Source organism: Helicobacter sp., from assembly GCF_029067145.1.
Taxonomy (GTDB): domain Bacteria; phylum Campylobacterota; class Campylobacteria; order Campylobacterales; family Helicobacteraceae; genus Helicobacter_D.
This window is the reverse complement of record NZ_JAIEFA010000038.1, coordinates 22,863-42,072: the sequence shown is the minus strand read 5'-3', so window position 1 is coordinate 42,072 and position 19,210 is coordinate 22,863. Positions and strand designations below refer to the sequence as shown.

21 protein-coding genes are annotated in these 19,210 nt (G+C 35.6%); 8 read left to right on the top strand and 13 right to left on the bottom strand.

What is annotated here, in order from left to right:
* The 5 genes from folP to K2N75_RS04335 form a co-directional block, all read right to left on the bottom strand.
* Positions 1-936, bottom strand: a 936-nt coding sequence (gene folP, locus K2N75_RS04355; protein ID WP_297679980.1) for a dihydropteroate synthase, incomplete at its 3' end; no start/stop codon positions are given.
* An 18-nt stretch (positions 937-954) separates the two neighbouring features.
* On the bottom strand, positions 955-1,629 hold the full coding sequence (locus tag K2N75_RS04350; RefSeq protein WP_297679979.1) for a DNA polymerase III subunit delta': 675 nt from the start codon (positions 1,627-1,629) through the stop codon (positions 955-957).
* Between the two features lie 12 nt (positions 1,630-1,641).
* Positions 1,642-2,187 (bottom strand): HobA family DNA replication regulator, encoded by a 546-nt coding sequence (locus tag K2N75_RS04345; RefSeq protein ID WP_297679978.1) that lies wholly within the window; start codon positions 2,185-2,187, stop codon positions 1,642-1,644.
* 6 nt (positions 2,188-2,193) lie between these two features.
* Positions 2,194-3,399: an aspartate kinase gene (locus K2N75_RS04340; RefSeq protein WP_297679977.1), complete on the bottom strand. Its 1,206-nt coding sequence runs from the start codon at positions 3,397-3,399 to the stop codon at positions 2,194-2,196.
* Positions 3,399-3,872, bottom strand: a complete 474-nt coding sequence (locus K2N75_RS04335) for an RNA pyrophosphohydrolase (RefSeq protein ID WP_297679976.1) — start codon at positions 3,870-3,872, stop codon at positions 3,399-3,401. Before K2N75_RS04335 ends, K2N75_RS04340 begins: the two co-directional genes overlap by 1 nt.
* Positions 3,873-4,030: 158 nt before the next feature.
* Between K2N75_RS04335 and K2N75_RS04330 the strand changes: the two genes are divergently transcribed.
* Together K2N75_RS04330 and gatC are read left to right on the top strand one after the other, a co-directional pair.
* A complete protein-coding gene (locus tag K2N75_RS04330) occupies positions 4,031-4,747 on the top strand; it encodes a TetR/AcrR family transcriptional regulator (protein ID WP_297679975.1) in 717 nt (238 codons plus the stop codon).
* On the top strand, positions 4,744-5,034 hold the full coding sequence (gatC, locus tag K2N75_RS04325; protein WP_297679974.1) for an Asp-tRNA(Asn)/Glu-tRNA(Gln) amidotransferase subunit GatC: 291 nt from the start codon (positions 4,744-4,746) through the stop codon (positions 5,032-5,034). Before K2N75_RS04330 ends, gatC begins: the two co-directional genes overlap by 4 nt.
* A 63-nt stretch (positions 5,035-5,097) precedes the next feature.
* On the opposite strand, the gene K2N75_RS04320 is transcribed toward gatC, so the two are convergent.
* Genes K2N75_RS04320 through rplI form a run of 6 tightly spaced genes read right to left on the bottom strand, consistent with a single transcriptional unit; the run spans position 5,098 to position 11,527 of the window.
* Positions 5,098-7,233, bottom strand: a complete 2,136-nt coding sequence (locus K2N75_RS04320) for an NERD domain-containing protein (RefSeq protein WP_297679973.1) — start codon at positions 7,231-7,233, stop codon at positions 5,098-5,100.
* A 4-nt stretch (positions 7,234-7,237) separates the two neighbouring features.
* Positions 7,238-8,212, bottom strand: a complete 975-nt coding sequence (locus K2N75_RS04315) for a L,D-transpeptidase family protein (protein WP_297679972.1) — start codon at positions 8,210-8,212, stop codon at positions 7,238-7,240.
* 20 nt (positions 8,213-8,232) lie between these two features.
* A complete protein-coding gene (gene era, locus K2N75_RS04310; protein ID WP_300120043.1) occupies positions 8,233-9,144 on the bottom strand; it encodes a GTPase Era in 912 nt (303 codons plus the stop codon).
* Positions 9,145-9,189: 45 nt separating this feature from the next.
* Complete coding sequence (gene hslU / locus K2N75_RS04305) at positions 9,190-10,512, bottom strand: HslU--HslV peptidase ATPase subunit (RefSeq protein ID WP_297679982.1); 1,323 nt, start codon at positions 10,510-10,512, stop codon at positions 9,190-9,192.
* Between the two features lie 35 nt (positions 10,513-10,547).
* Positions 10,548-11,081: an ATP-dependent protease subunit HslV gene (hslV, locus tag K2N75_RS04300; protein ID WP_297679970.1), complete on the bottom strand. Its 534-nt coding sequence runs from the start codon at positions 11,079-11,081 to the stop codon at positions 10,548-10,550.
* A complete protein-coding gene (gene rplI / locus K2N75_RS04295; RefSeq protein ID WP_297679969.1) occupies positions 11,081-11,527 on the bottom strand; it encodes a 50S ribosomal protein L9 in 447 nt (148 codons plus the stop codon). Before rplI ends, hslV begins: the two co-directional genes overlap by 1 nt.
* Positions 11,528-11,752: 225 nt before the next feature.
* Between rplI and K2N75_RS04290 the strand changes: the two genes are divergently transcribed.
* From K2N75_RS04290 to K2N75_RS04280, 3 genes are all read left to right on the top strand, one after another.
* A complete protein-coding gene (locus tag K2N75_RS04290) occupies positions 11,753-12,451 on the top strand; it encodes an AzlC family ABC transporter permease (RefSeq protein ID WP_297679968.1) in 699 nt (232 codons plus the stop codon).
* Entirely contained in the window at positions 12,448-12,792 is a 345-nt protein-coding gene (locus K2N75_RS04285; protein WP_297679967.1) for a hypothetical protein, read from the top strand. The genes K2N75_RS04290 and K2N75_RS04285 overlap by 4 nt, the downstream gene beginning before the upstream one ends.
* A gap of 250 nt (positions 12,793-13,042) precedes the next feature.
* Positions 13,043-14,638, top strand: coding sequence for a hypothetical protein (locus K2N75_RS04280; RefSeq protein ID WP_297679966.1), 1,596 nt, complete (start codon positions 13,043-13,045; stop codon positions 14,636-14,638).
* Between the two features lie 62 nt (positions 14,639-14,700).
* On the opposite strand, the gene K2N75_RS04275 is transcribed toward K2N75_RS04280, so the two are convergent.
* Both K2N75_RS04275 and K2N75_RS04270 read right to left on the bottom strand, forming a co-directional pair.
* Positions 14,701-15,315, bottom strand: a complete 615-nt coding sequence (locus K2N75_RS04275; protein WP_297679965.1) for a class II aldolase and adducin N-terminal domain-containing protein — start codon at positions 15,313-15,315, stop codon at positions 14,701-14,703.
* 11 nt (positions 15,316-15,326) lie between these two features.
* Positions 15,327-16,181, bottom strand: coding sequence for a M23 family metallopeptidase (locus K2N75_RS04270; protein ID WP_297679964.1), 855 nt, complete (start codon positions 16,179-16,181; stop codon positions 15,327-15,329).
* A 294-nt stretch (positions 16,182-16,475) separates the two neighbouring features.
* Here K2N75_RS04270 and grpE point away from each other — a divergent pair, with 294 nt between their 5' ends.
* The 3 genes from grpE to K2N75_RS09190 are packed head-to-tail and all read left to right on the top strand — an operon-like array spanning position 16,476 to position 19,196.
* The gene (grpE, locus tag K2N75_RS04265; RefSeq protein ID WP_297679963.1) at positions 16,476-17,030 is read left to right on the top strand and encodes a nucleotide exchange factor GrpE; all 555 of its coding nucleotides are present in this window, start codon (positions 16,476-16,478) and stop codon (positions 17,028-17,030) included.
* Between the two features lie 41 nt (positions 17,031-17,071).
* Positions 17,072-18,943: a molecular chaperone DnaK gene (gene dnaK / locus K2N75_RS04260; protein ID WP_297679962.1), complete on the top strand. Its 1,872-nt coding sequence runs from the start codon at positions 17,072-17,074 to the stop codon at positions 18,941-18,943.
* A 28-nt stretch (positions 18,944-18,971) separates the two neighbouring features.
* The gene (locus tag K2N75_RS09190; RefSeq protein ID WP_363318423.1) at positions 18,972-19,196 is read left to right on the top strand and encodes a DUF2972 domain-containing protein; all 225 of its coding nucleotides are present in this window, start codon (positions 18,972-18,974) and stop codon (positions 19,194-19,196) included.
* The last annotated feature ends 14 nt before the right edge of the window (positions 19,197-19,210 follow it).

Genomic DNA, 19,210 nt, shown 5'->3' with positions numbered 1-19,210 from the left:
AAAGTGCAAAAAATGTCCTAAATGCTTAATAAGTGCCAAATTGTGCTCTAAGGTTTTGCCAAATCCTATGCCAATATCTAGGATAATTTTTGCGATTCCAGATTTTTCTAATGCCTCTATTTGTGTTTTGAAAAATCTATCTATCTCTACAAATAGATTTTGATAATGTGGATTGTTTTGCATTTCTTTTGGGTTTCCTTGCATATGCATTACAACACATTCACAATCATAGCCGCGCACAGCCTCAATCATTTCTTTTTTGGTGAATCCTGTGATGTCATTAATAAGATGAAAGCCGCAATCTAAACACATTCTTGCAACATTTGGAGTGTAGGTGTCAATGCTTAAGGTGATTTTTTCGTTGATTTTTTCTTGTTTGATAAAGTCCAAAATCTCTTTTAACCGCGCTTTTTCTTCCTCCTCGCTTACCCAAGCGCTGCCCGGTCGTGTGCTTGCTGCGCCAATGTCTATGATTTCTACTCCCTCTTGTATCATTTCTAGGATTCTTAGTTTTGCCTCTTGCGCATTTTTCCTAGAATCTTGATAAAAACTATCAGGAGTTGCATTGATAATCCCCATAATTTTAGGCTTGAAGTGATGAAATTTAAGGTGGGATTCCAAATCTTGTGCCACTTGTTTTAATCCAAAAGGTTGCAGTTTAAGTTTTTTTAGCAGTGCTTTGCTTTGTGAGAGGTTGAGCATCAAGATTCCATTGTAAAATTCTCGTTGGTAAAGAATCGCATCTTTTGGCAAGGCAAAATCTGCACCAGCCGCTAAAGCTTCTTGTTTTAAAATATTTGCCGCAGGTGCTTTTAAGGATTGGATAGAGAAGCAAAAGGTTTTTGTTTTGTTGCGCAAGATTTGGTAACCTATATCCTCACAATGGAGATTTTTCAGTTCGTTTTCGCAATTTTCTAAATACTGCACAAATGCCATTTTTGTCCTTTTGAATTATCAAAAATTTTGACGAGCAAAATTTTGTTTTTTCTTGCGCAAGATTAATAAGAGCAAAACTAAAAGTATATAGTGTGATTTTTCGTGTTGCTCCTCCCATATCAGCGCGCGTTCAAACATTTCTGTTTCCTTGATATTGAAGTGCAAGCCAATTTTTAATGCGTCTAAATAAAGGCTTTGAATCTCTGTTTTGAGGGTTGTACTATTCATTTCCTTTTGTTTTTCTTTCAAAAATAAATAAATTTTTTCTAAATTTATCGTGCGAATATCCAAGTCAAAAGGGGGTAATTTTTGCTTGTTTGTGTGATTGAGTATGGGCAGGCGCGAACGAATTGTCGGGAGAAGCAGAGATTTCATTCTAGCATAAAGAACAAAAAGAACGCTATTTGGAGGTTCTTCTAAGATTTTCAAAAGAGCGTTTTGCGCATAAACATTGAAAGAATTTGCGGCAATCAAAATGGTTTTTGTTTCCTCACTTGCGATATAGCTTTCATCAATAATTGCGCGTGAAATTTCAATATTTAATTCTTCTGCACAAAAGAGACGATAATTTTGTGGATTTTGCTTTTCATAGTATTCACTTGCTGCACTAATAGGGTGATTAACTAGCAAAATGCGTCCAAGTTTGGAATCGCTTGAGGGATTTAGAGTAGAAATTGCGTTAGAATCTCGCATAAAAATCCTAGGTTATTCTAAGCTTACGCGCCCAAACATTGCGGCTTCTAAGGTTAAATTAAAGATTCTATACATTTGCATTAGGCGAATATCTACAAGAGAATCTGTGGATTGTAAAGTAAAGCTATTTTGCAAACGCGTATCAAATATCCACAAAAAACCATCTTCGTGGCTTAATGCGAGCTTTGCCCGCGTTGTGTCATTATGTCCTACATACCAGAAAAAATATTTTTGAGAAAAGACATTGTCCAAATAATCGTTAATCAAAGAAATTTCTGTTTCGTCTTTGTGCGTTTTGTCTAGTTGGGGAAAAAGTGCGTGAATGCTGATGATTGGCACATAGGGGCGATTGTTAGTTTTGTTAATAGAGCTTATCACATAGTCTCTAAACCATTCCCTTTCTCTATCGGTTACCAAAATCATACTTTCGCCATTAAAGATTCTTTGCAAGGCGCGTTTGACTAATGGAATCCACTCAAATTTGCGCTCTTCAAGCCAAGTTGGGTGGCTTGCGTCATAGCGCAAAGCTTGCAATGTCCAGCTAGATAAATCTTGCATAATGGATTATTTGTCTAGTTCATACACATTGTGTAGAGTGCGAATCGCTAATTCTGCGTATTTTAAACGAATCACCATAGAGATTTTAATCTCACTTGTGCTAATCATCATAATATTAATATTGTCCTCTGCGAGTGCTTGGAATGCCCTTGCCGCTACGCCGCTATGAGATTTCATACCCACGCCTACAATAGAGACTTTGGCAATGTCGCTATCATAATCAATGCTTTCTACATTGCTTTCAAAAGACTTTAATACGCGCTTGGTGTTTTCTAGTTCTACTTCAGGGATTGTGAAATCTATATCGGTTTTGCCATCTCTCCCGATAGTTTGCACAATCATATCTACATTAATATTTGCCTCGCTCAATGCACCAAAAATCTCTGCCGCGATTCCGGGTCTATCTTCTACATTGCAAATACTTACTCTTGCCTGATTTTTATCTAATGCGATTCCGCTTACAATTGGGTGTTCCATAATTTCCTCTTCCTTTGTGATTAATGTTCCTTCATTGTGGTTAAAACTATTTTTTGTAACGAGATTGACATTGAGTTTTTTTGCCATTTCTACGGAGCGATTCAAAAGCACCTTTGCGCCCATAGAAGCGAGTTCTAGCATTTCATCATAGCTAATTTTATCAATCTTTTTAGCCTTTGGCTCAATGCGCGGGTCAGTCGTATAAACACCATCTACATCGGTGTAAATTTCGCACAAATCTGCCTGCAATGCACCTGCAAGCGCGACTGCGGATAAATCACTTCCTCCGCGTCCAAGCGTTGTAACTTCCCCTTCACGTGTAACGCCTTGGAATCCCGCAACAACGACAATATAGTCTTTGGCGAGCAAGTCGTTTAGACGTGCAGTGTCAATGGATTCTATCCGTGCTTTGGTATGAGAATCGTCTGTTATCATTCCAGCACCTCTCCCGCTTAAAGAGATGGCTTTGTAACCCAACTCTTCTAATGCAATCGCTAAAAGCGCACTTGTAACGCGTTCTCCAGCACTTAGCACCATATCGGTTTCACGGACATTTGGCAAACGAGAAAAAAACTTCGTATAACCTAATAGTTTATCTGTTTCTCCGCTCATTGCAGAAACAACTACTACTACGCCATTGCCTGCTTTTTTTGCTTCAATGACGCGTTTTGCGACATTTTGGATTCTTTCGCAATCTCCAACACTTGTTCCTCCGTATTTCTGAACGATTAACATTATAAATACCCCTTTCTTTTAAAGTATTCTAAAACTTGCTTATAAACAGGACGTTTAAAATAGGTGATATGATTAAACAAATCATTGACGCTTACAAACTTGTATGCGTCAAATTCTGGTTTTTCTGTGTCAATATCAATCTCTCCTTGTTCTTGCAGTCGCACTAAAAAATATTTCTGAATTTGTCCATCATAAGGATACATTTTTTTGACAACTTGTGGCGGGAAGTCATAACTAATCCATTCCGGATATTCCGCAATAATATCTACTTTATTTGTCCCAATCTCTTCTTTTAATTCCCGAAATAATGCTTCTTTTGGGGTTTCAGATTTATCAATCCCACCTTGTGGAAATTGCCAAGCATTTTTAATATCTGTCCGACTTGCAATGAATAATTCACAGGTTAAGGGATATTTAGGAGAAAGGATAATAGCAGCGACATTAGGTCTGTAAGTTTTGGTTTCTTTTTTCACTTGCTACTCCTTAAAAATTTTTAGAAATAATAATTTAAAAGTTTTTAAATGCAGTTGATATTAAGTCCTTTTTTTGTAAAATTATTATAAATTTTTTAGTTTATAAGTCAAATAGATTACTTTGTGTTGTTTGATTTGTGAAATCTTAAAAGGGCTTAATGTTGCGGATACAAAAAAAAACAAATAAAAAGATTGTTAAGAAAGAATCGCAAGGGGTTTTGACAAAAACAAATAAAATCCAAATGCAGATGATGCAACAAAAGCAAACTAAGATTCTAAAAGTCGCAACAGACTTGTTTTTAAAATATGGCTATCAAAAGACAAGTTTGCAGATGATTGTTCGACAAACAGGCGGTTCTTTTGCAACGATTTATAATATTTTTGGTAGTAAAGAAGATTTATTTTCTAAAGTTATGGAGTTGAATGGAGGGGATTTGATTGAGTCTTTGAATGAAATTTATGTTCAAAGTATGGATTCTAATTTGGAAGTAGAAAAGTATTTTTATAATATCGGTTTGCATTTGATTCGTGAAACACTTGATATTAAAAATATAGCTTTTATGCGATTAATGCTTTTAGAATGTTATGATAATCCAAAGTTTGCGACAATTTTTAATCAAACTTCCAATGTTTTAAGTTGTTTTTTTATCAAAGGAATTGAAGCGTATAAAGATAAGATGAGGTTGGATATTGATAAAAAAGAAATGGAAGAATGTGCAAGAATCCTGATTCACCTTGTGATTGAACCTTATTGGATGTATTCTTTAATGGACTCTAATTATCAAGCTCCAAAGGACAGCGAAATAGAATATGCTTTGAAACGCGCAATTAAAATTTTTATGCTTTATCTTAAGCATTATAAGGAAATTAAATGACAATTGACACAGATTTGTTAAACCGATTATCCAAGTTAGGCGGAATTGCATTAGAAGAAGGGAAGTTAGAGGAGACAAAAAAACATTTAAGTGAAATTGTGAATTTTGTTGAAAATATTAATAAGCTAGATTTAGATGAGATTCCAGCTTCTTTTAATCCACTAGATTCCAAATTACCTATGCGTCAAGATGAGGTGGAATCTAAGCCTGAAATTGCTAAAGAGATTCTTAAAAATGCTCCAAGTGCAGAGGAAAATTTCTTTATCGTGCCTAAGATTATTGAGTAATGAATAATGTAGAATCTCGCAAGAATATTTTGCATTGCGAGACTAGGGCAAAGCAAGATGAATTTATTGCTTATGGACTTTATCAAACATTGGTTTTAAGATTTTATGATATTCTTCATTCCCAAAATTGATAACAACAAGATTCTCCCTTGCTCTTGTCAAGCCTGTGTAAAGCAACTCATCAAACTCATTTTTTGTCGTTTTATCTTCTATAATAAGAAAGACTGCTTGACTTTCCCAACCTTTAAAGGAATGAATGGTTGAGATTTTGAGCATTCCACAATTCATCCAAAAGTGAATTTTCTTATTCCTGCGTATAATTTCATAGTTTGCTTTCTCTACTTTATTTCTAAAACCTTGAATTTCTTTTGCATTTGTCTCTAAAAAGAACAGGAAAAAATCAAATCCTATTTTAAAATTTTCACATTTTTCACTAAGGCATTTTTCTATTTTTTCTGGATATTTGTCATAAAGTTCCGCAATAGATAATAATTGAGCAGTAAAATTTTTTATTTTTATCTTTTGTTCGTCTGACAATTTTACATTGCTAGGATAATTATTTTTTATTAGCTCATTCCTAAGCACATCAAGCCATTTTTCATTATCTGAAAGTGCGCTTAAATACATTATTTCAGTGGTTTCAAACATTGTTTTGGTATTTTCTCTTGATAGAATTCTATAATAGCAGTCAAGCTCTCTTAATAAGGATAGAGTGTATCCAAGGATAGTAATATCATTAGGGGAAACATTATGTATTTTGTGCAATATATTTTCGCGTATAATATCGTAAATTGTTGGGATAATAGGCATATTTAAAAAATAGGTGTATTTGATATATCCTTCTTTCTCAAAGAGCCCCCCACTCATTTTTTCATTTACCATATCGTCTAGTTCATATTTCTTGTTAAAAAGTGTTTTTTGGAATTCTAGTGTCAAATCTCTAATTTTTGAATCTGAGCGGTGGCAGATTTTTAACTCTGTTGGTCTCCCTACTATATTTGTGATAATATCTTTATTTTTAATTGGATTACCATAAATATTTTGCTTTTCATCACCAAAGAGAATATATTCTCCCTCTGGAGCAAGAAATGAATCTTTGATAATATTCATCCAACTTCGTTTATAATCTTGTATTTCGTCAATATAAATGGCGTCATAGGGGATAATTTTGTCTTTATTTTTAGCAAATAATTGTTCATTGGAGTAGTATTTATCATAACATTCTTCAGCCTCTACTTCCTTGTTCTTGTGGGGTATTTCCATTTCAATTTCCATATTATTTAATTCTGCTTTGATGAATTGATGGTAATTAATGATGGTAAAATCTGCTATTTCAAAATCCCTATGCACTTGAATTAACTTATCGCGTATAAAATTTCTAAGCGTTAAATTGTAGGTTAAGATAAGAATCTTTGGGTGTAACTTATCCATTTTTAGTTTTTGATAGGTCTTGACTGCTCTTGCAACAAGAGTGGTCGTTTTGCCTGAACCAAAGACGCCTTTTACCCTCATTTCTTTTATTGGCTTAGAGATGATTTCCTTTTGTTTTTTGTTGTATTCTATGAAACTTCCGTCATTTTGCATATGAAATGTTGGTGTTAGCACTCTTTTGAAGCTATTGTATATTTTATCTGTAAAGTATTGTCTGTTTTGAGTAATGGTGGAATGAGTTTTGAAAAATATTTTATTAAAATTTTCTTTTGTTAAGGAATCATTGCTTAATAAATCAATATAACGCAAGGATTTGTCATTTTTTAATGGTTGTATCAGCGTATTTATTTGTTCTTTTGTTGCTTTGTGAAAATATACCGCACATTTTACAATATCGAAATACTTTATATTTTTAATTTTTAAATTCAGTAGATTATCAATATGCAGTTCAAAAAGATTTTCTTTATATTTATACACTTGACGTATTGGGGATTTGACAAGTGTATTTTGGTGGAGTATGCGCCATTTTTTGTTCTCATCTATGAAATAGCTTTCAAGATTCCAATCTTTTACTTCAATAATTAATGCTCCCCATTCTTTCCTTAAAATAATTATATCCGGGCGGTCGCCATTCAAATAGGGATTAAAATAAACTTCATAATGTTCATCTAAATTAACCTCAAGAAAACGAAGTAAAGCAAGTTCCCCCTCCGTAGGCTGAACCTTAAAAAGAAAAATATCAGAAATAGGAGGAAAAAATTGCGCCATCTCTTTATTGCTCTACTAAAATTTGCATTTTAGAATCTTTTAGCTCCACATAAAGTTCTTTTTTTCCGTGAAAATTGTAGCTTGGGGCTTTGTAATCTTCAAAAAATGAGATTCTAAATAAATTTCTGTTTTCTTCATTGGGGTAGGGTGCAATATTGATTTTAGAAAATCCAATTTGTTTGGATTCTTTTTTTGCAAAGATTCTTTGTTTGTTTTGTGTGAAATCATTATATTTCATTCCGTCAAAACGCACAAAATTAGGGCTATAAAATCCTAAATATTTTTTCACATCATTTGTTCTCCAAGATTCTTTCCAAGCATATAAATTAGCTAGCAACGCGCTCAAATCGTCCTTACTCACTTCTTTTATATTGTCATTATAAGTGATAAGTAAAGAATCTCTGTAATTGATAATCTTGTCTGCCAAGCTTAAAATATCATTTTCAATCGCAATGCAACCGCGTGTATTTAGTTCCTCACGATTGCCATTAAGAGGCATTCCGTGAATCCAAATGCCGCTCCCAGTACGTTTTTGAAGTCTATCAAAGAGATTGGGATAACTTGTGCTAAAAGCAAGAGGTCCATAATATTGGTCTAAGTTCGTCAAACGCGCATTGAGTGTATAAACACCAATAGGAGTGGCTAAATCCCCCTCTTTTTCTTTATGTCCGCCTTTAGAGCCAACTAAACTATTGACATTAAGTCTTTCCTTCCATTGTTTATTTTCCAAAGAATAAAGCTTTAAAGTCGGTTTGTTTTTGGTTGCTATAAATAAATATTGCAAATCCTCATAATACCCAAACTTCGTATCTTGTGATTTTAAAGCCTCTTCCCAATAGGTGCGACTTTGAATTACGGATTCTATCTTGCGTTCTATTGCTTTAATGCCGCCCTCATTGTAAAGCTTTACCCATTCAAAGTCATTGGCTTGCGCCATTATGATTGTCAAAAATAACCCAAAAACTTTAAGAATTCTCATAAACACTCCGTTTATTATAATTAATCCTCAAAATTATACCCCATTTTTTTAAGACTTTCGCGTTCTTTGCACCAGCTTGGAACGATTTTTACAAAAATCTCCAAAAAAACTTTTTGTCTGACAAAAGATTCTATCTTCAAACGCGCCTCGCGCCCAATGCGCTTAAGTGTCGTGCCACCTTTGCCAATCACCATACCTTTTTGGCTTGCTTTATGCACGACAATCGTCGCTTTAATGTGGTGGATATGTGGTTTTTCTTTGTATAATGTGATTTGCACATCACTTTCATAAGGTAACTCATCGCTCAAATTATCAAAGAGTGCTTCCCGAATCATCTCTTTTGCAATGTCTTTAGTGGTATTTGGGCTAAGAATTTCAGGGTCATAATAATAAGGATTTGGCGGCATAAGTCTTGCCACAACTTCCACCACGCGTTTTAAGCTTCCTAAGTCTTTGATAGAAACAGGAATCAAAGCTTGATAATCTTTTTGGTATTTTTCATAGATTTTAATAGTTTTTAAAAGCTCTTCTTTGGAAACAGAATCCGTTTTTGTTAGCAAGACAATATGCGGCTTTTTGGCGTTATTTAAAAACTCTTCATAAAAGTGAATTTTGTCTGTAACGGGAGCTAAAAATAACAACAAGTCGCAATCACTCATTGCTTTGAGTGCTTCTTGAAGCATATATTGATTCAGCAGTTTTTCTTGTGTGTGGATTCCAGGAGTATCTACAAAAACAATCTGCGTTTCTCCCTCCATAAGAATCAGATTCATACGTTTGCGTGTGGCGTTTGCCTTGTGGGAGACAAGAGCAAGTTTTTCTCCCAAAAGTGTATTTAAAAAGGTGCTTTTGCCCGCATTTGGACGCCCAAGAACGGCTACAAATCCGGCTTTTGTGGAATCGCAAACCCTTTGGGATTCTGTTTTTTCTATCAGAGTATTATGAGGATTTTCCAAATTGATTGATTCCAAAGATTTTTATAGAATATAACGCGCCACATCGGAATCCGCTACGAGGGATTCTAATTTCTCTGCCACGAGAGATTCAGTAATTTCTACTTCTTGTCCTTGATAATTTTCTGCTTCAAAGCTAATTTCCTCTATCACTTGTTCTACCACCGTATGCAGTCGTCTTGCCCCAATATCTTCTGTTTTTTCATTTGCGATTTGAGAATAATGCGCTAATGCCCGAATAGCAGAATCGCTAAACTTTAAAGTAACTCCCTCTACATTCAAAAGTGCTTCATATTGTCGTAAAATAGAATTTTTTGTCTGTGTTAGAATCTTATAAAGCACCTCTTCATCTAGGTTATCTAGCTCTACACGCAAGGGGAATCGTCCTTGTAATTCGGCAATCAAATCACTAGGCTTGCTCAAAGAAAATGCTCCTGCGGCAATAAACAAAATATGGTCTGTTTTGATGCTGCCATATTTGGTATTCACGACACTACCTTCCACAATAGGCAGTAAATCGCGTTGCACGCCTTCTTTGCTTGGGTCTTGGCGACTTTGTCCATTGCTACTAACAGCGACTTTATCAATCTCATCAATAAAAATAATTCCGCTGTTTTCTGCGCGCTTAAGCCCCTCGTGTTTAATCGCTTCTAAGTCAAGCAGTGCTTCGCTTGCTTCAATTTTAAGTAGTTCCTTTGCTTCTTTGATTGTTACTTCTTTTTTGGGATTCTCTCTAGGAGAAGCGATAAAGACTTTGGCAATCGTTTCTTGCACTTTTGCAAATTCAGCAGGCATATTACCATCTTCAATCTCAAAGGCTCTTTTAGGCACTTCAATCTCAATTTTTAAATGGTCCATTTCCCCATTTTGCACTTTGGTGCGCATTTTACTACTTGCATTTTCGTATTCTTCAATCTTTTGTTCGCTCGCTCCTTTAGGCAGAGGAGGGATAAGTTTTTCTATGATTTTATCTAGGACATATTTTTCAATATCTTTTGTGCTTTTGTGTCGGTATTCTTCTTTGACCAAATTAATAGATGCCACAACCAAATCACGCACCATAGATTCTACATCGCGCCCGACAAATCCTACTTCTGTATATTTACTAGCCTCTACTTTGACAAAAGGCAAGCCCATCATTTTTGCCATTCTTCTTGCAATTTCTGTCTTTCCTACGCCTGTTGAGCCAATCATTAAGATATTTTTAGGCATTACTTCTTCTTGAATCTCTTTGGGTAGTTGCAAGCGGCGGTAGCGATTCCTAAGCGCAATTGCGACGACTTTTTTGGCGTCTTTTTGTCCGATAATGTATTCATCTAAATATTCTACGATGGCTTTGGGTGTCATTGCTGTCATATTTTCCACGATTTTTCCTGCTTTCCTTAAAGTTCTAAAATTTTGATATTTGTATTTGTATAAATGCAGAGTTCTCCAGCGATTTTGAGGGATTCTAATACAATTTCTTTGGGCTCTAATGTGCTGTGGAATCTATCTAATGCGCGCGCGGCACTTAAAGCATAGTTTCCCCCGCTTCCAATGGCTGCGATTTTGCCATCTTCTGGCTCTACAACATCTCCTGTTCCACTAAGGATAAAAATATGTTCTTTATCTAGCACAATCATCATCGCTTCTAATCGCCTTAAATATTTATCTTTGCGCCATTCTTTGGAAAATTCCATTACAGATTTGAGCAAATCGCCCTTTTTGTTTTCTAAGATTCGCTCAAATATATCAAAAAGCGTGAAAGCGTCTGCTGTGCTTCCTGCAAATCCACTCAAAATCTTGCCATTGTAGAGTGTGCGGATTTTGGTTGCATTGCCTTTTAAGACGCAGTTCCCAAAGGTAACTTGCCCATCACCGCCAATCACTGCCCCCTTGTCGCTTTTATAAGCTAGAATCGTTGTTGCTTCAAACATTATTGTGCCTCTACATCTACTTTTAAAGTCGCAGAGATTCCGTGTCCTAATTTCACTTCTACTTCATAAACACCAGTAGATTTGATAGGGCTTTTGAGTTCAATCGTTTTTTTGTCTATTTCTAGGCGGTGTTCTTTTGCTAGAGATTCCGCAATGTCTTCTTTGGTGATTGCTCCATAAAGTGAGCCGTTTGCACCAACTTTTTGCACAATTTTCACAACGACTTCAGAGAGTTTTTTTGCAGTCATTTCCATTAAAGATTTTTCCTCTGCTGCTATTTCCGCAGCCTTTTTCTGCGCTGCTTTGTAGCGGTTAATCACTTCATTAGTCGCAAAATCTGCCAATCCCTTGCCGACCAAAAAATTTCTTCCATATCCGTCTTTTACCTCGCAAATTTCGCCTTTTTTGCCTAAACCTTTGACATCTTGTAATAATAAAACTTTCATTTCATTCCTTTGGCATTGTTTTGTATGAGTAGAATTGTAGCAGATTTTTGCTAAGTTTTAAATCCTCCAATATTGTGGCGGACAAAACTTGTTTTTAAGCAAGGGTTTTGGTTAGAATGTTTGCTTATCCATAATAAGGGATAAATAAAAATAAATACTAAGGAAAAGTAATGTATAACATTGATAATAAAGATATGCTAGATTGGTTGGCGTTGGAGTTGCAGTATGATAAAAAATTATTTCATTGATGGGATAAAAGATTCCTCTATTTTTGGTGTTTCTTTTATTTTTCTCTATCTTTCCATTGGTGCGAATGCGTTTGAAAATAGCTTAAGTTTTTTTGAGAGTCTATCCACGACACTTTTTGTATTTTCGACACCTTTGCAGTTTTTGCTTGTGCAGAGTTATTATGATGGCTATATTTTGATTCCCTTGATTCTAGCGATGAATGCACGATTTTTGCTAATGTCTGCCACACTTGCTCCTTATTTAAAGCGCACCAATCTTTTTTGGCTCTCACTCTCTAGCATTTTGATTTGTCCCTCTGTGTTTAGTGGCTGTGTTTCTAAGTTCAAACAAATGAATGAGTCGCCTTTTGCTTATTTTTTGGGGCTTGGCTTGCCAATATGGATTGTTTCGCTCATTTGCACAGGTATAGGGTATAGCACAGGAGCGGCTCTTAGTTCGCCCGAGCTTAAGCAAATCGTCTCTCTTGTTCTGCCTCTGCAATTCACGGGACTTGCGGCGAAGCATTATCCAAACCTTAAAGAAGTGGGAAGCTATTTTTGGGGCTTCATTCTCGCGCCCTTTATGATAGCTTTTAGCCCAAAATTTTATCTGCTGATTCTACCTTTTGTGATAGGATTTGTGATGTTAGTCTATGATGAAGCGCAGAGAAAACGCGCAACAAGGGGGCAAAGATGAGTTTGTTTTGGATTTTGCTAATCTTTTCGGCGGTTAGTATTTTTATTTGCAGAATCACGCCATTTTTCTTTGCTAATCACTCCATACTTGGCAATCAAGATGGTAGATTTTATCGTTTTTTAACTTATAGCACACAGGCAATGCTTGGGGCGATTGTGTATGCAACTGCGTTTTTTACGCGTGATATTACGCAGCTATTGAGTGAGTTTGCGCTCGTTGATGTTGTGAAAATTGCTTTGTTGCTACTTGTGTTTTTTGGCACACTTTGGACCAATCGCCTTTTAAGTGCGTTTTTGTTAGCGTTAGTGATTTTTGTAGGCTTTGTGCTTGGGGTTTCTTAAGTGTTCAATGCGCTCTTTAAGTGCGCATAAATGGATTCTACAATGGAATCTTTAAAGCAATCCAAAATTATAGATTGCCACAAAAATTTTTCAAATTTTCTCGCAATGATGCATATTAACCTGTCATTGCGAGGTATGAAACGACGAAGCAATCCAAATGAAAGAATCTCACAAGGACACAACCTGACATAACCTTATAGTATAATTTATTCCAAACAGGCGTAAATTCGTGTTCTATAAGGGCTTATCAATGACAAAGGATTATTCTATCGTTTTGCTAGGTGGTAGCAATTCTGTAATGGTTAATGGCTTGCAAAAAGGTTTGAGAGGAGAGAATGTAAAGCTAACAAATTTGGCTTTAGGCTCTTCTATTTCTCTGCAAAATCTTTACGAATTAAAAAGAGAAAGAAACCAAGAATCTTTGCGGGAAGCAGATTTAATTATTACAGAAAGCAATATTAATGAGATTGCAAATCATCACGGATATAGTTTTGTCCCTCTTTCAATTATTCTTTCTAGTATCCATTGGCTTTATGAGGAATTGTATCGTTTAAAGAAAAAAGTGCTTATTTTACTTTTGCCTTATAATCCAAGTCTTTATCAGAATGCAACGGCAATTGATAATACACATAGAATCTGCGCAAATCGCTATGGCTTTAATTGTATAGATATGCAAGGACATTATATTAAAGAAAATATATTTGGATTTTATGGAATCTTTGGAGCACACCAAATGGCAAGATTGATGAATTATTTTGGACAAAAGATTGTTCAAAACCTTAATGAATTTAAAGCCCCCAAACAAAAAATCCCTTGCAATGCAAATCCAGAATTTAGAATCTTAACACCTAGAGAAATGCAGACTTCTGCAGGAGGAGGATTTGACCTTATTAATTTGCAAAATTCTGCATTTTGCGAGGAAGCTTATCCCTTTCAAAAAGGCATAAAGCTTCAATTCCCCAAAAATTGTGAGGGTTGGACACTGCTTGGAATCCACGCGTGGAATAATGGGAAACCTAAAAATCAGTGTAGCGTTTATAATGTTTATTCTAGCATTCGCGTGATGACGCAAAACCACCAAATTTCTAAAAGCAGCTCACTGATTCGTTTGTTTAACACTCTTAATACCCCATTGCTTTTAGATGATAAAAGTTGTTGTGCATTTGATGAGACAAATTGCTACACAGAAAAGAGTGAGGCTGTGATTTTGAGCCCTCATTCTTACACTATTCCTTATTTTAACTTGATTGATTTTTTCTTAGCTAAAGGCGGCAAGTGGGATTATGAGATTCCATTTAATCACGCAAATATCATTGTGGAATCGGAATATAATTTTGATTTTCTTATCCCTGATGTGAAAGTTATCAAAGAAATTATTGAGGAATATTGCTTGACAATGCGATTGACAAAGTCTCCACCTCCTAAAGAAGCCACCAAAGAAAAAGTCATCATTCAAGGAAAGCCAATCCCTAGCATTTATCTTGTAGCAAAAGATAGAATCCACTCCCACTTGGCTTACAAACTAGGTTCTGCAATGATTCTAAACGCTAAAAGCTTGTGGGGATATATCCGAATGCCTTATGTTTTATCTTATATCAAAGAATCTCATAGAAAAGAGATTGCAGAATATCAAGCAAAAGTTGCAAAGAATCCTAAATTAAAACTTCCTCCTTTAGAATCCTATACAGATTATGAACAAGCACTCAAAGAAAAAGAATGCTTTACTTACAAATTAGGACTTGCTTTAATGCAAGCAGATAAAACTTGGTATAAAGGAGGTTATTTAAGATTCTATTTCCTTGATATGCCAAGACTAAGAAAAGAGTTTAGGAAGAAAAGGAAATGAGATTCCATAAGAGATTCTGCTTTGTGCAATATTGTGGATTGCTGCGAATTGCAAACAAATCTCTAAATATCAAACAAGTCTTGTGTTTGTTTGCTTCCCTCAAGTAAGCTACTAAAATGCAAGATTTTGCAAGTATTTTCCAAAAGAGCAAAAAGCTTAGATAAAACCTGTAAATCACGATGATAAACATAAACTCCATAGCCACGAATTACCATAATTTTTTTACCGCTTTCTTTGAAATAGCGGTTGATTTCTACATCGGCGCGTTCATACCAACTATCAAAGTCTTTAGGGTTATAAACCTCCAATGTTTCAAGCATTTTGTAGCCAAAATAGTCTTTGGGAACGATTTTATTATGCGTCAAAGTATAAGAAACGGTAAAAGGGGGCATTCCATAGGCAATGTATTTTGCATTAGGAATGTTTTGATAAAGGAGAGAATGAATAAAAGCGTCCATACTCGCGTCATTCCAGCGGTAATCCCTTTTGTGATAAAGCATAATTAGTGATTCTTCATCTAAATCGTCAAAAATTGCATCTTTTTTATTAATCAAAAAATGCCCTTCTTCTAGTTTTGTAGAAATTGAGCCGTGAAAGATTCCAAAGAAATTTTTGCGAAACATAGAAAGGGAGATTGTTTTGAGATTCTGTAAAATCTCTTTGTCTAGTGTGTCCATTTGTTTTTCCTTTAAAAGAGTGCGTTGGCTTGCGCGATAAAGTCTAGCGGATCCACTTGCGCGCCACGAATGAGAATCCCAAAATGCAAATGTGGTCCGCTCACACGCCCTGTCGCGCCACTTAATGCAATTAAATCTCCTTTTTCTACAATTTGTCCTACTTCTACTTTGATTTCACTGCAATGATAATACATACTAAAGATTCCCTCGCCGTGGTCTAACACGACAGAACCACCCGCTAGAAAGCGATGTTTGGCAATGACAACTTTGCCACGATTGCTTGCATAGATTTCTGTGCCGATTTTTGCTCTAAAGTCTGTGCCGCTATGGTAGCTTTTAAGTTCATTGTTAAAAACGCGCGCGCTTCCAAAAGGGCTTGTAATGACGCTTTGCATAGGATAGATAAAAGCAGAATCCCAAAGTCTTTCTTGGCTGTAATTGCTGTAAATTTTGTTTGCTTCTTCGCGTTCTCTTTGGATTCTTTCTTGATTTTTGGGATTGGGTTTGACTTTGTTAGGATTTGCTTGAATTTGCTCTTTGGTGTAATTTCCAGTGATAATTTGAACAATAGAGCCATTTTCTAATGTAATTGTAGAAGCAGGTGTGCGATAAGGGATAGAAAGAATCGCTATTTTTTGGGATTTATCACTAGGGTGTGGAATCCAAGTATAAGTTTTTTGATGAATTTTAATAGGTTTTGGATTGGAAGCTGTAGTAGATAGAATAATTGTTTTACCATTTTCTACTTGAAAGGTTGAGGGAGTGGCAATGGAATCTTCTGCGAAAAATTGTGTGCCAAAAACAAAAAAAAACAAAAGGAATAATTTTTGAAAGATTGCATTAGTTAGCATATTAGAAACTCTCATTTGGGATTCTCCTTATAAAGTTTAAAAGGCTTAAGGATAACAGAGTTTTGCTTAAAAATCCTATTAACCCTCGTCCTGTGAGCCAAGCAATCTAAATGCAAGAATCTTGCAAGATTAAATTCTTAATTCTCAAAAATTCAATAATTGCGTATAAAATTTTAAGAAAGTTTAGTTTATTTTGTTAATTTAACTTGACAATAATAGACTAAAGTTATATAATTTCGCTTGAAATTTGAAAGAATAATTGCTAAAATTCAATTTTAAATATTCAAAAATCAAATTTAAGGAGCGAAAGTGCAAGAAGAGCAAAATGAAAATCAAACTTTTGACGATTCGCAAGAAAATGACGAATCCCAAGAGGAAGTGGTGGTAAATGATGCGGATTCTAAAGAAGCATTACAATCGCAAATTAACGAGTTAAAAGACCAATATGTGCGTGCTTACGCAGATTTTGAAAATACCAAAAAACGTTTGATTCGTGATAAAGACCAAGCTTTAGAATATGCGTATGAAAAAATCGCCAAAGACTTGCTTTCAAGTCTTGATACTCTTGAAATTGCATTAAAAACAATCCGTGATTCTAAAGAAAATAGCGAAAATCAAGAGGAAATTTTAAGAAAAATAGAAGAGGGCATTGCGCTAACTTTGGATAATTTGTTAAAAACATTGGCAAAGCACGGGATTGAACCCATTTTAACAGAGGGTGGGTTTGACCCGAATTTCCACGATGCAATTATGCAAGTGCAAAGTGATGAGCACGATTCGGGCGAGATTGTTGCAGAAATGCAAAAGGGTTATAAATATAAAGAAAGGGTTTTGCGTCCCTCTATGGTTAGCATTGCGAAGTAGGAATCGCAAAATAATTTAAATTTAAATAAAAGGATAAAAAAATGGGAAAAGTATTAGGAATTGATTTAGGAACAACAAACTCTGCAATGGCAGTATTTGAAGGCAATGAGGCAAAAATTATCGCAAATAAAGAGGGTAAAAACACAACACCTTCTATTGTTGCATTTACCGATAAAGGTGAGGTTTTAGTCGGAGACCCTGCAAAGCGTCAAGCAATTACGAATCCAGAAAAAACTATTTATTCTATTAAAAGAATAATGGGATTAATGTTTAATGAAGACAAGGCGCAAGAGGCAAAAAAAAGACTTCCTTATAAAGTAGTAGATAGAAATGGCGCGTGTGCGATTGAGATTGCAGGCAAGGTCTATACACCACAAGAAATTTCAGCAAAAATTTTGATGAAACTAAAAGCAGACGCAGAAAGTTATCTAGGCGAGGAAGTTACAGAGGCTGTTATCACCGTTCCAGCGTATTTTAATGACGCACAAAGAAAGGCAACAAAAGAAGCAGGAACGATTGCAGGATTAAATGTTTTAAGAATTATTAATGAGCCAACAAGTGCGGCTTTGGCTTATGGTTTGGATAAAAAGCATTCCGAAAATATTGTCGTTTATGATTTGGGCGGTGGGACATTTGATGTAACCGTGCTAGAAACAGGCGACAATGTCGTAGAGGTAAAAGCCACAGGTGGGGACGCATTTTTGGGTGGTGATGACTTTGATAATGCCATCATTGATTGGGCAGCAGCAGAGTTTGAAAGTGAAAATGGAATCAATCTAAAAAGTGATGTAATGGCACTTCAAAGGCTAAAAGAAGCGGCAGAAAATGCGAAAAAAGAGCTAAGTAGTGCGCAAGAAACAGAAATCAATCTGCCCTTTATCACTGCGGATTCTAGCGGTCCAAAACACTTGGTGAAAAAGCTTACTCGCGCGAAGTTTGAAAGCCTCATTGAGCAATACATTAATCAAACCATTGATAAAATTGCCAATGTCATTAAAGACGCGGATTTGAGTAAAAGTGAGATTAACGAAGTTGTAATGGTGGGTGGTTCAACAAGAATCCCAAAAGTCCAAGAGAGAGTAAAAGACTTTATTGGAAAAGAATTGAATAAATCTGTGAATCCTGATGAAGTTGTTTCAATGGGTGCGGCGATTCAAGGGGGTGTTTTAAAAGGCGATGTAAAAGATGTTTTACTGCTAGATGTTACGCCTTTGAGTTTGGGAATTGAAACACTAGGTGGCGTGATGACAAGGATTATTGAGCGTGGAACAACGATTCCAACAAAGAAAAATCAAGTTTTCTCCACCGCAGAGGACAATCAACCCGCAGTTACGATTCAAGTTTTACAAGGTGAGAGAGAATTAGCAAGAGATAATAAAATGCTAGGAAACTTTGAGCTAAGCGGAATCCCAGCAGCTCCTCGTGGTGTGCCACAAATTGAAGTTACTTTTGACATTGACGCAAACGGAATCTTAACGGTAAGCGCAAAAGATAAAGCAACAGGCAAAGAGCAAGAGATTAAAATCACAGGTTCTAGCGGATTGTCCGATTCTGAAATTGAAAAAATGGTTAAAGACGCGGAATTAAATAAAGAAGAGGATAAAAAGAAAAAAGAAATTATTGAAGTGCGTAATCAAGCCGATAGCTTAGTGTATCAAAGCCAAAAAAGTTTAGATGAAATGAAAGATAAGATTGACGCAAGCGAGGTAGAAAAAATCCAAAGTGCAATCACTGCATTGCAAGAGACATTAAAAAATGAGAATGCGACAAAAGAGGAGATTGAGGCAAAAGTCAAAGCTTTGACAGAAGCAAGCCATAAGCTCGCAGAGGCAATGTATAAAAAAGACGAAAACGCACAAGGTGGCGCACAAAACAAAAAAGATGATGATGTCATTGACGCAGAAGTAGAATAAGAATTTTTGCAAGGGCGGATGTGGAATCGTGGGACAAAAAGCCCAACCACTGCATCCTTGTGAAGCCTTTATAAAAGCTGCGCAATCTAATCCTAAACAACCTAAATCTTACTACTTCAGCTTTGAGAGAAACAAAGCGACGAAACAATCTATAATCTTACAAGAATCAATCTCAACCAACAAAATCCCCAACATCGTGGAATCTTGGAAATATTATCAAGAGTTTATAAAAATGTGTGAGGAGCTGGATTAGAATATCAATGAATG

Coding starts and splice junctions, on each gene's coding strand:
- K2N75_RS04350 (WP_297679979.1), bottom strand. CDS start 1,629: ATGCGAGATTCTAACGCAATTTCTACTCTAAATCCCTCAAGCGATTCC.
- K2N75_RS04345 (WP_297679978.1), bottom strand. CDS start 2,187: ATGCAAGATTTATCTAGCTGGACATTGCAAGCTTTGCGCTATGACGCA.
- K2N75_RS04340 (WP_297679977.1), bottom strand. CDS start 3,399: ATGTTAATCGTTCAGAAATACGGAGGAACAAGTGTTGGAGATTGCGAA.
- K2N75_RS04330 (WP_297679975.1), top strand. CDS start 4,031: ATGTTGCGGATACAAAAAAAAACAAATAAAAAGATTGTTAAGAAAGAA.
- gatC (WP_297679974.1), top strand. CDS start 4,744: ATGACAATTGACACAGATTTGTTAAACCGATTATCCAAGTTAGGCGGA.
- K2N75_RS04320 (WP_297679973.1), bottom strand. CDS start 7,233: ATGGCGCAATTTTTTCCTCCTATTTCTGATATTTTTCTTTTTAAGGTT.
- K2N75_RS04315 (WP_297679972.1), bottom strand. CDS start 8,212: ATGAGAATTCTTAAAGTTTTTGGGTTATTTTTGACAATCATAATGGCG.
- hslU (WP_297679982.1), bottom strand. CDS start 10,512: ATGACACCCAAAGCCATCGTAGAATATTTAGATGAATACATTATCGGA.
- hslV (WP_297679970.1), bottom strand. CDS start 11,081: ATGTTTGAAGCAACAACGATTCTAGCTTATAAAAGCGACAAGGGGGCA.
- rplI (WP_297679969.1), bottom strand. CDS start 11,527: ATGAAAGTTTTATTATTACAAGATGTCAAAGGTTTAGGCAAAAAAGGC.
- K2N75_RS04290 (WP_297679968.1), top strand. CDS start 11,753: ATGATAAAAAATTATTTCATTGATGGGATAAAAGATTCCTCTATTTTT.
- K2N75_RS04285 (WP_297679967.1), top strand. CDS start 12,448: ATGAGTTTGTTTTGGATTTTGCTAATCTTTTCGGCGGTTAGTATTTTT.
- K2N75_RS04280 (WP_297679966.1), top strand. CDS start 13,043: ATGACAAAGGATTATTCTATCGTTTTGCTAGGTGGTAGCAATTCTGTA.
- K2N75_RS04275 (WP_297679965.1), bottom strand. CDS start 15,315: ATGGACACACTAGACAAAGAGATTTTACAGAATCTCAAAACAATCTCC.
- K2N75_RS04270 (WP_297679964.1), bottom strand. CDS start 16,181: ATGAGAGTTTCTAATATGCTAACTAATGCAATCTTTCAAAAATTATTC.
- dnaK (WP_297679962.1), top strand. CDS start 17,072: ATGGGAAAAGTATTAGGAATTGATTTAGGAACAACAAACTCTGCAATG.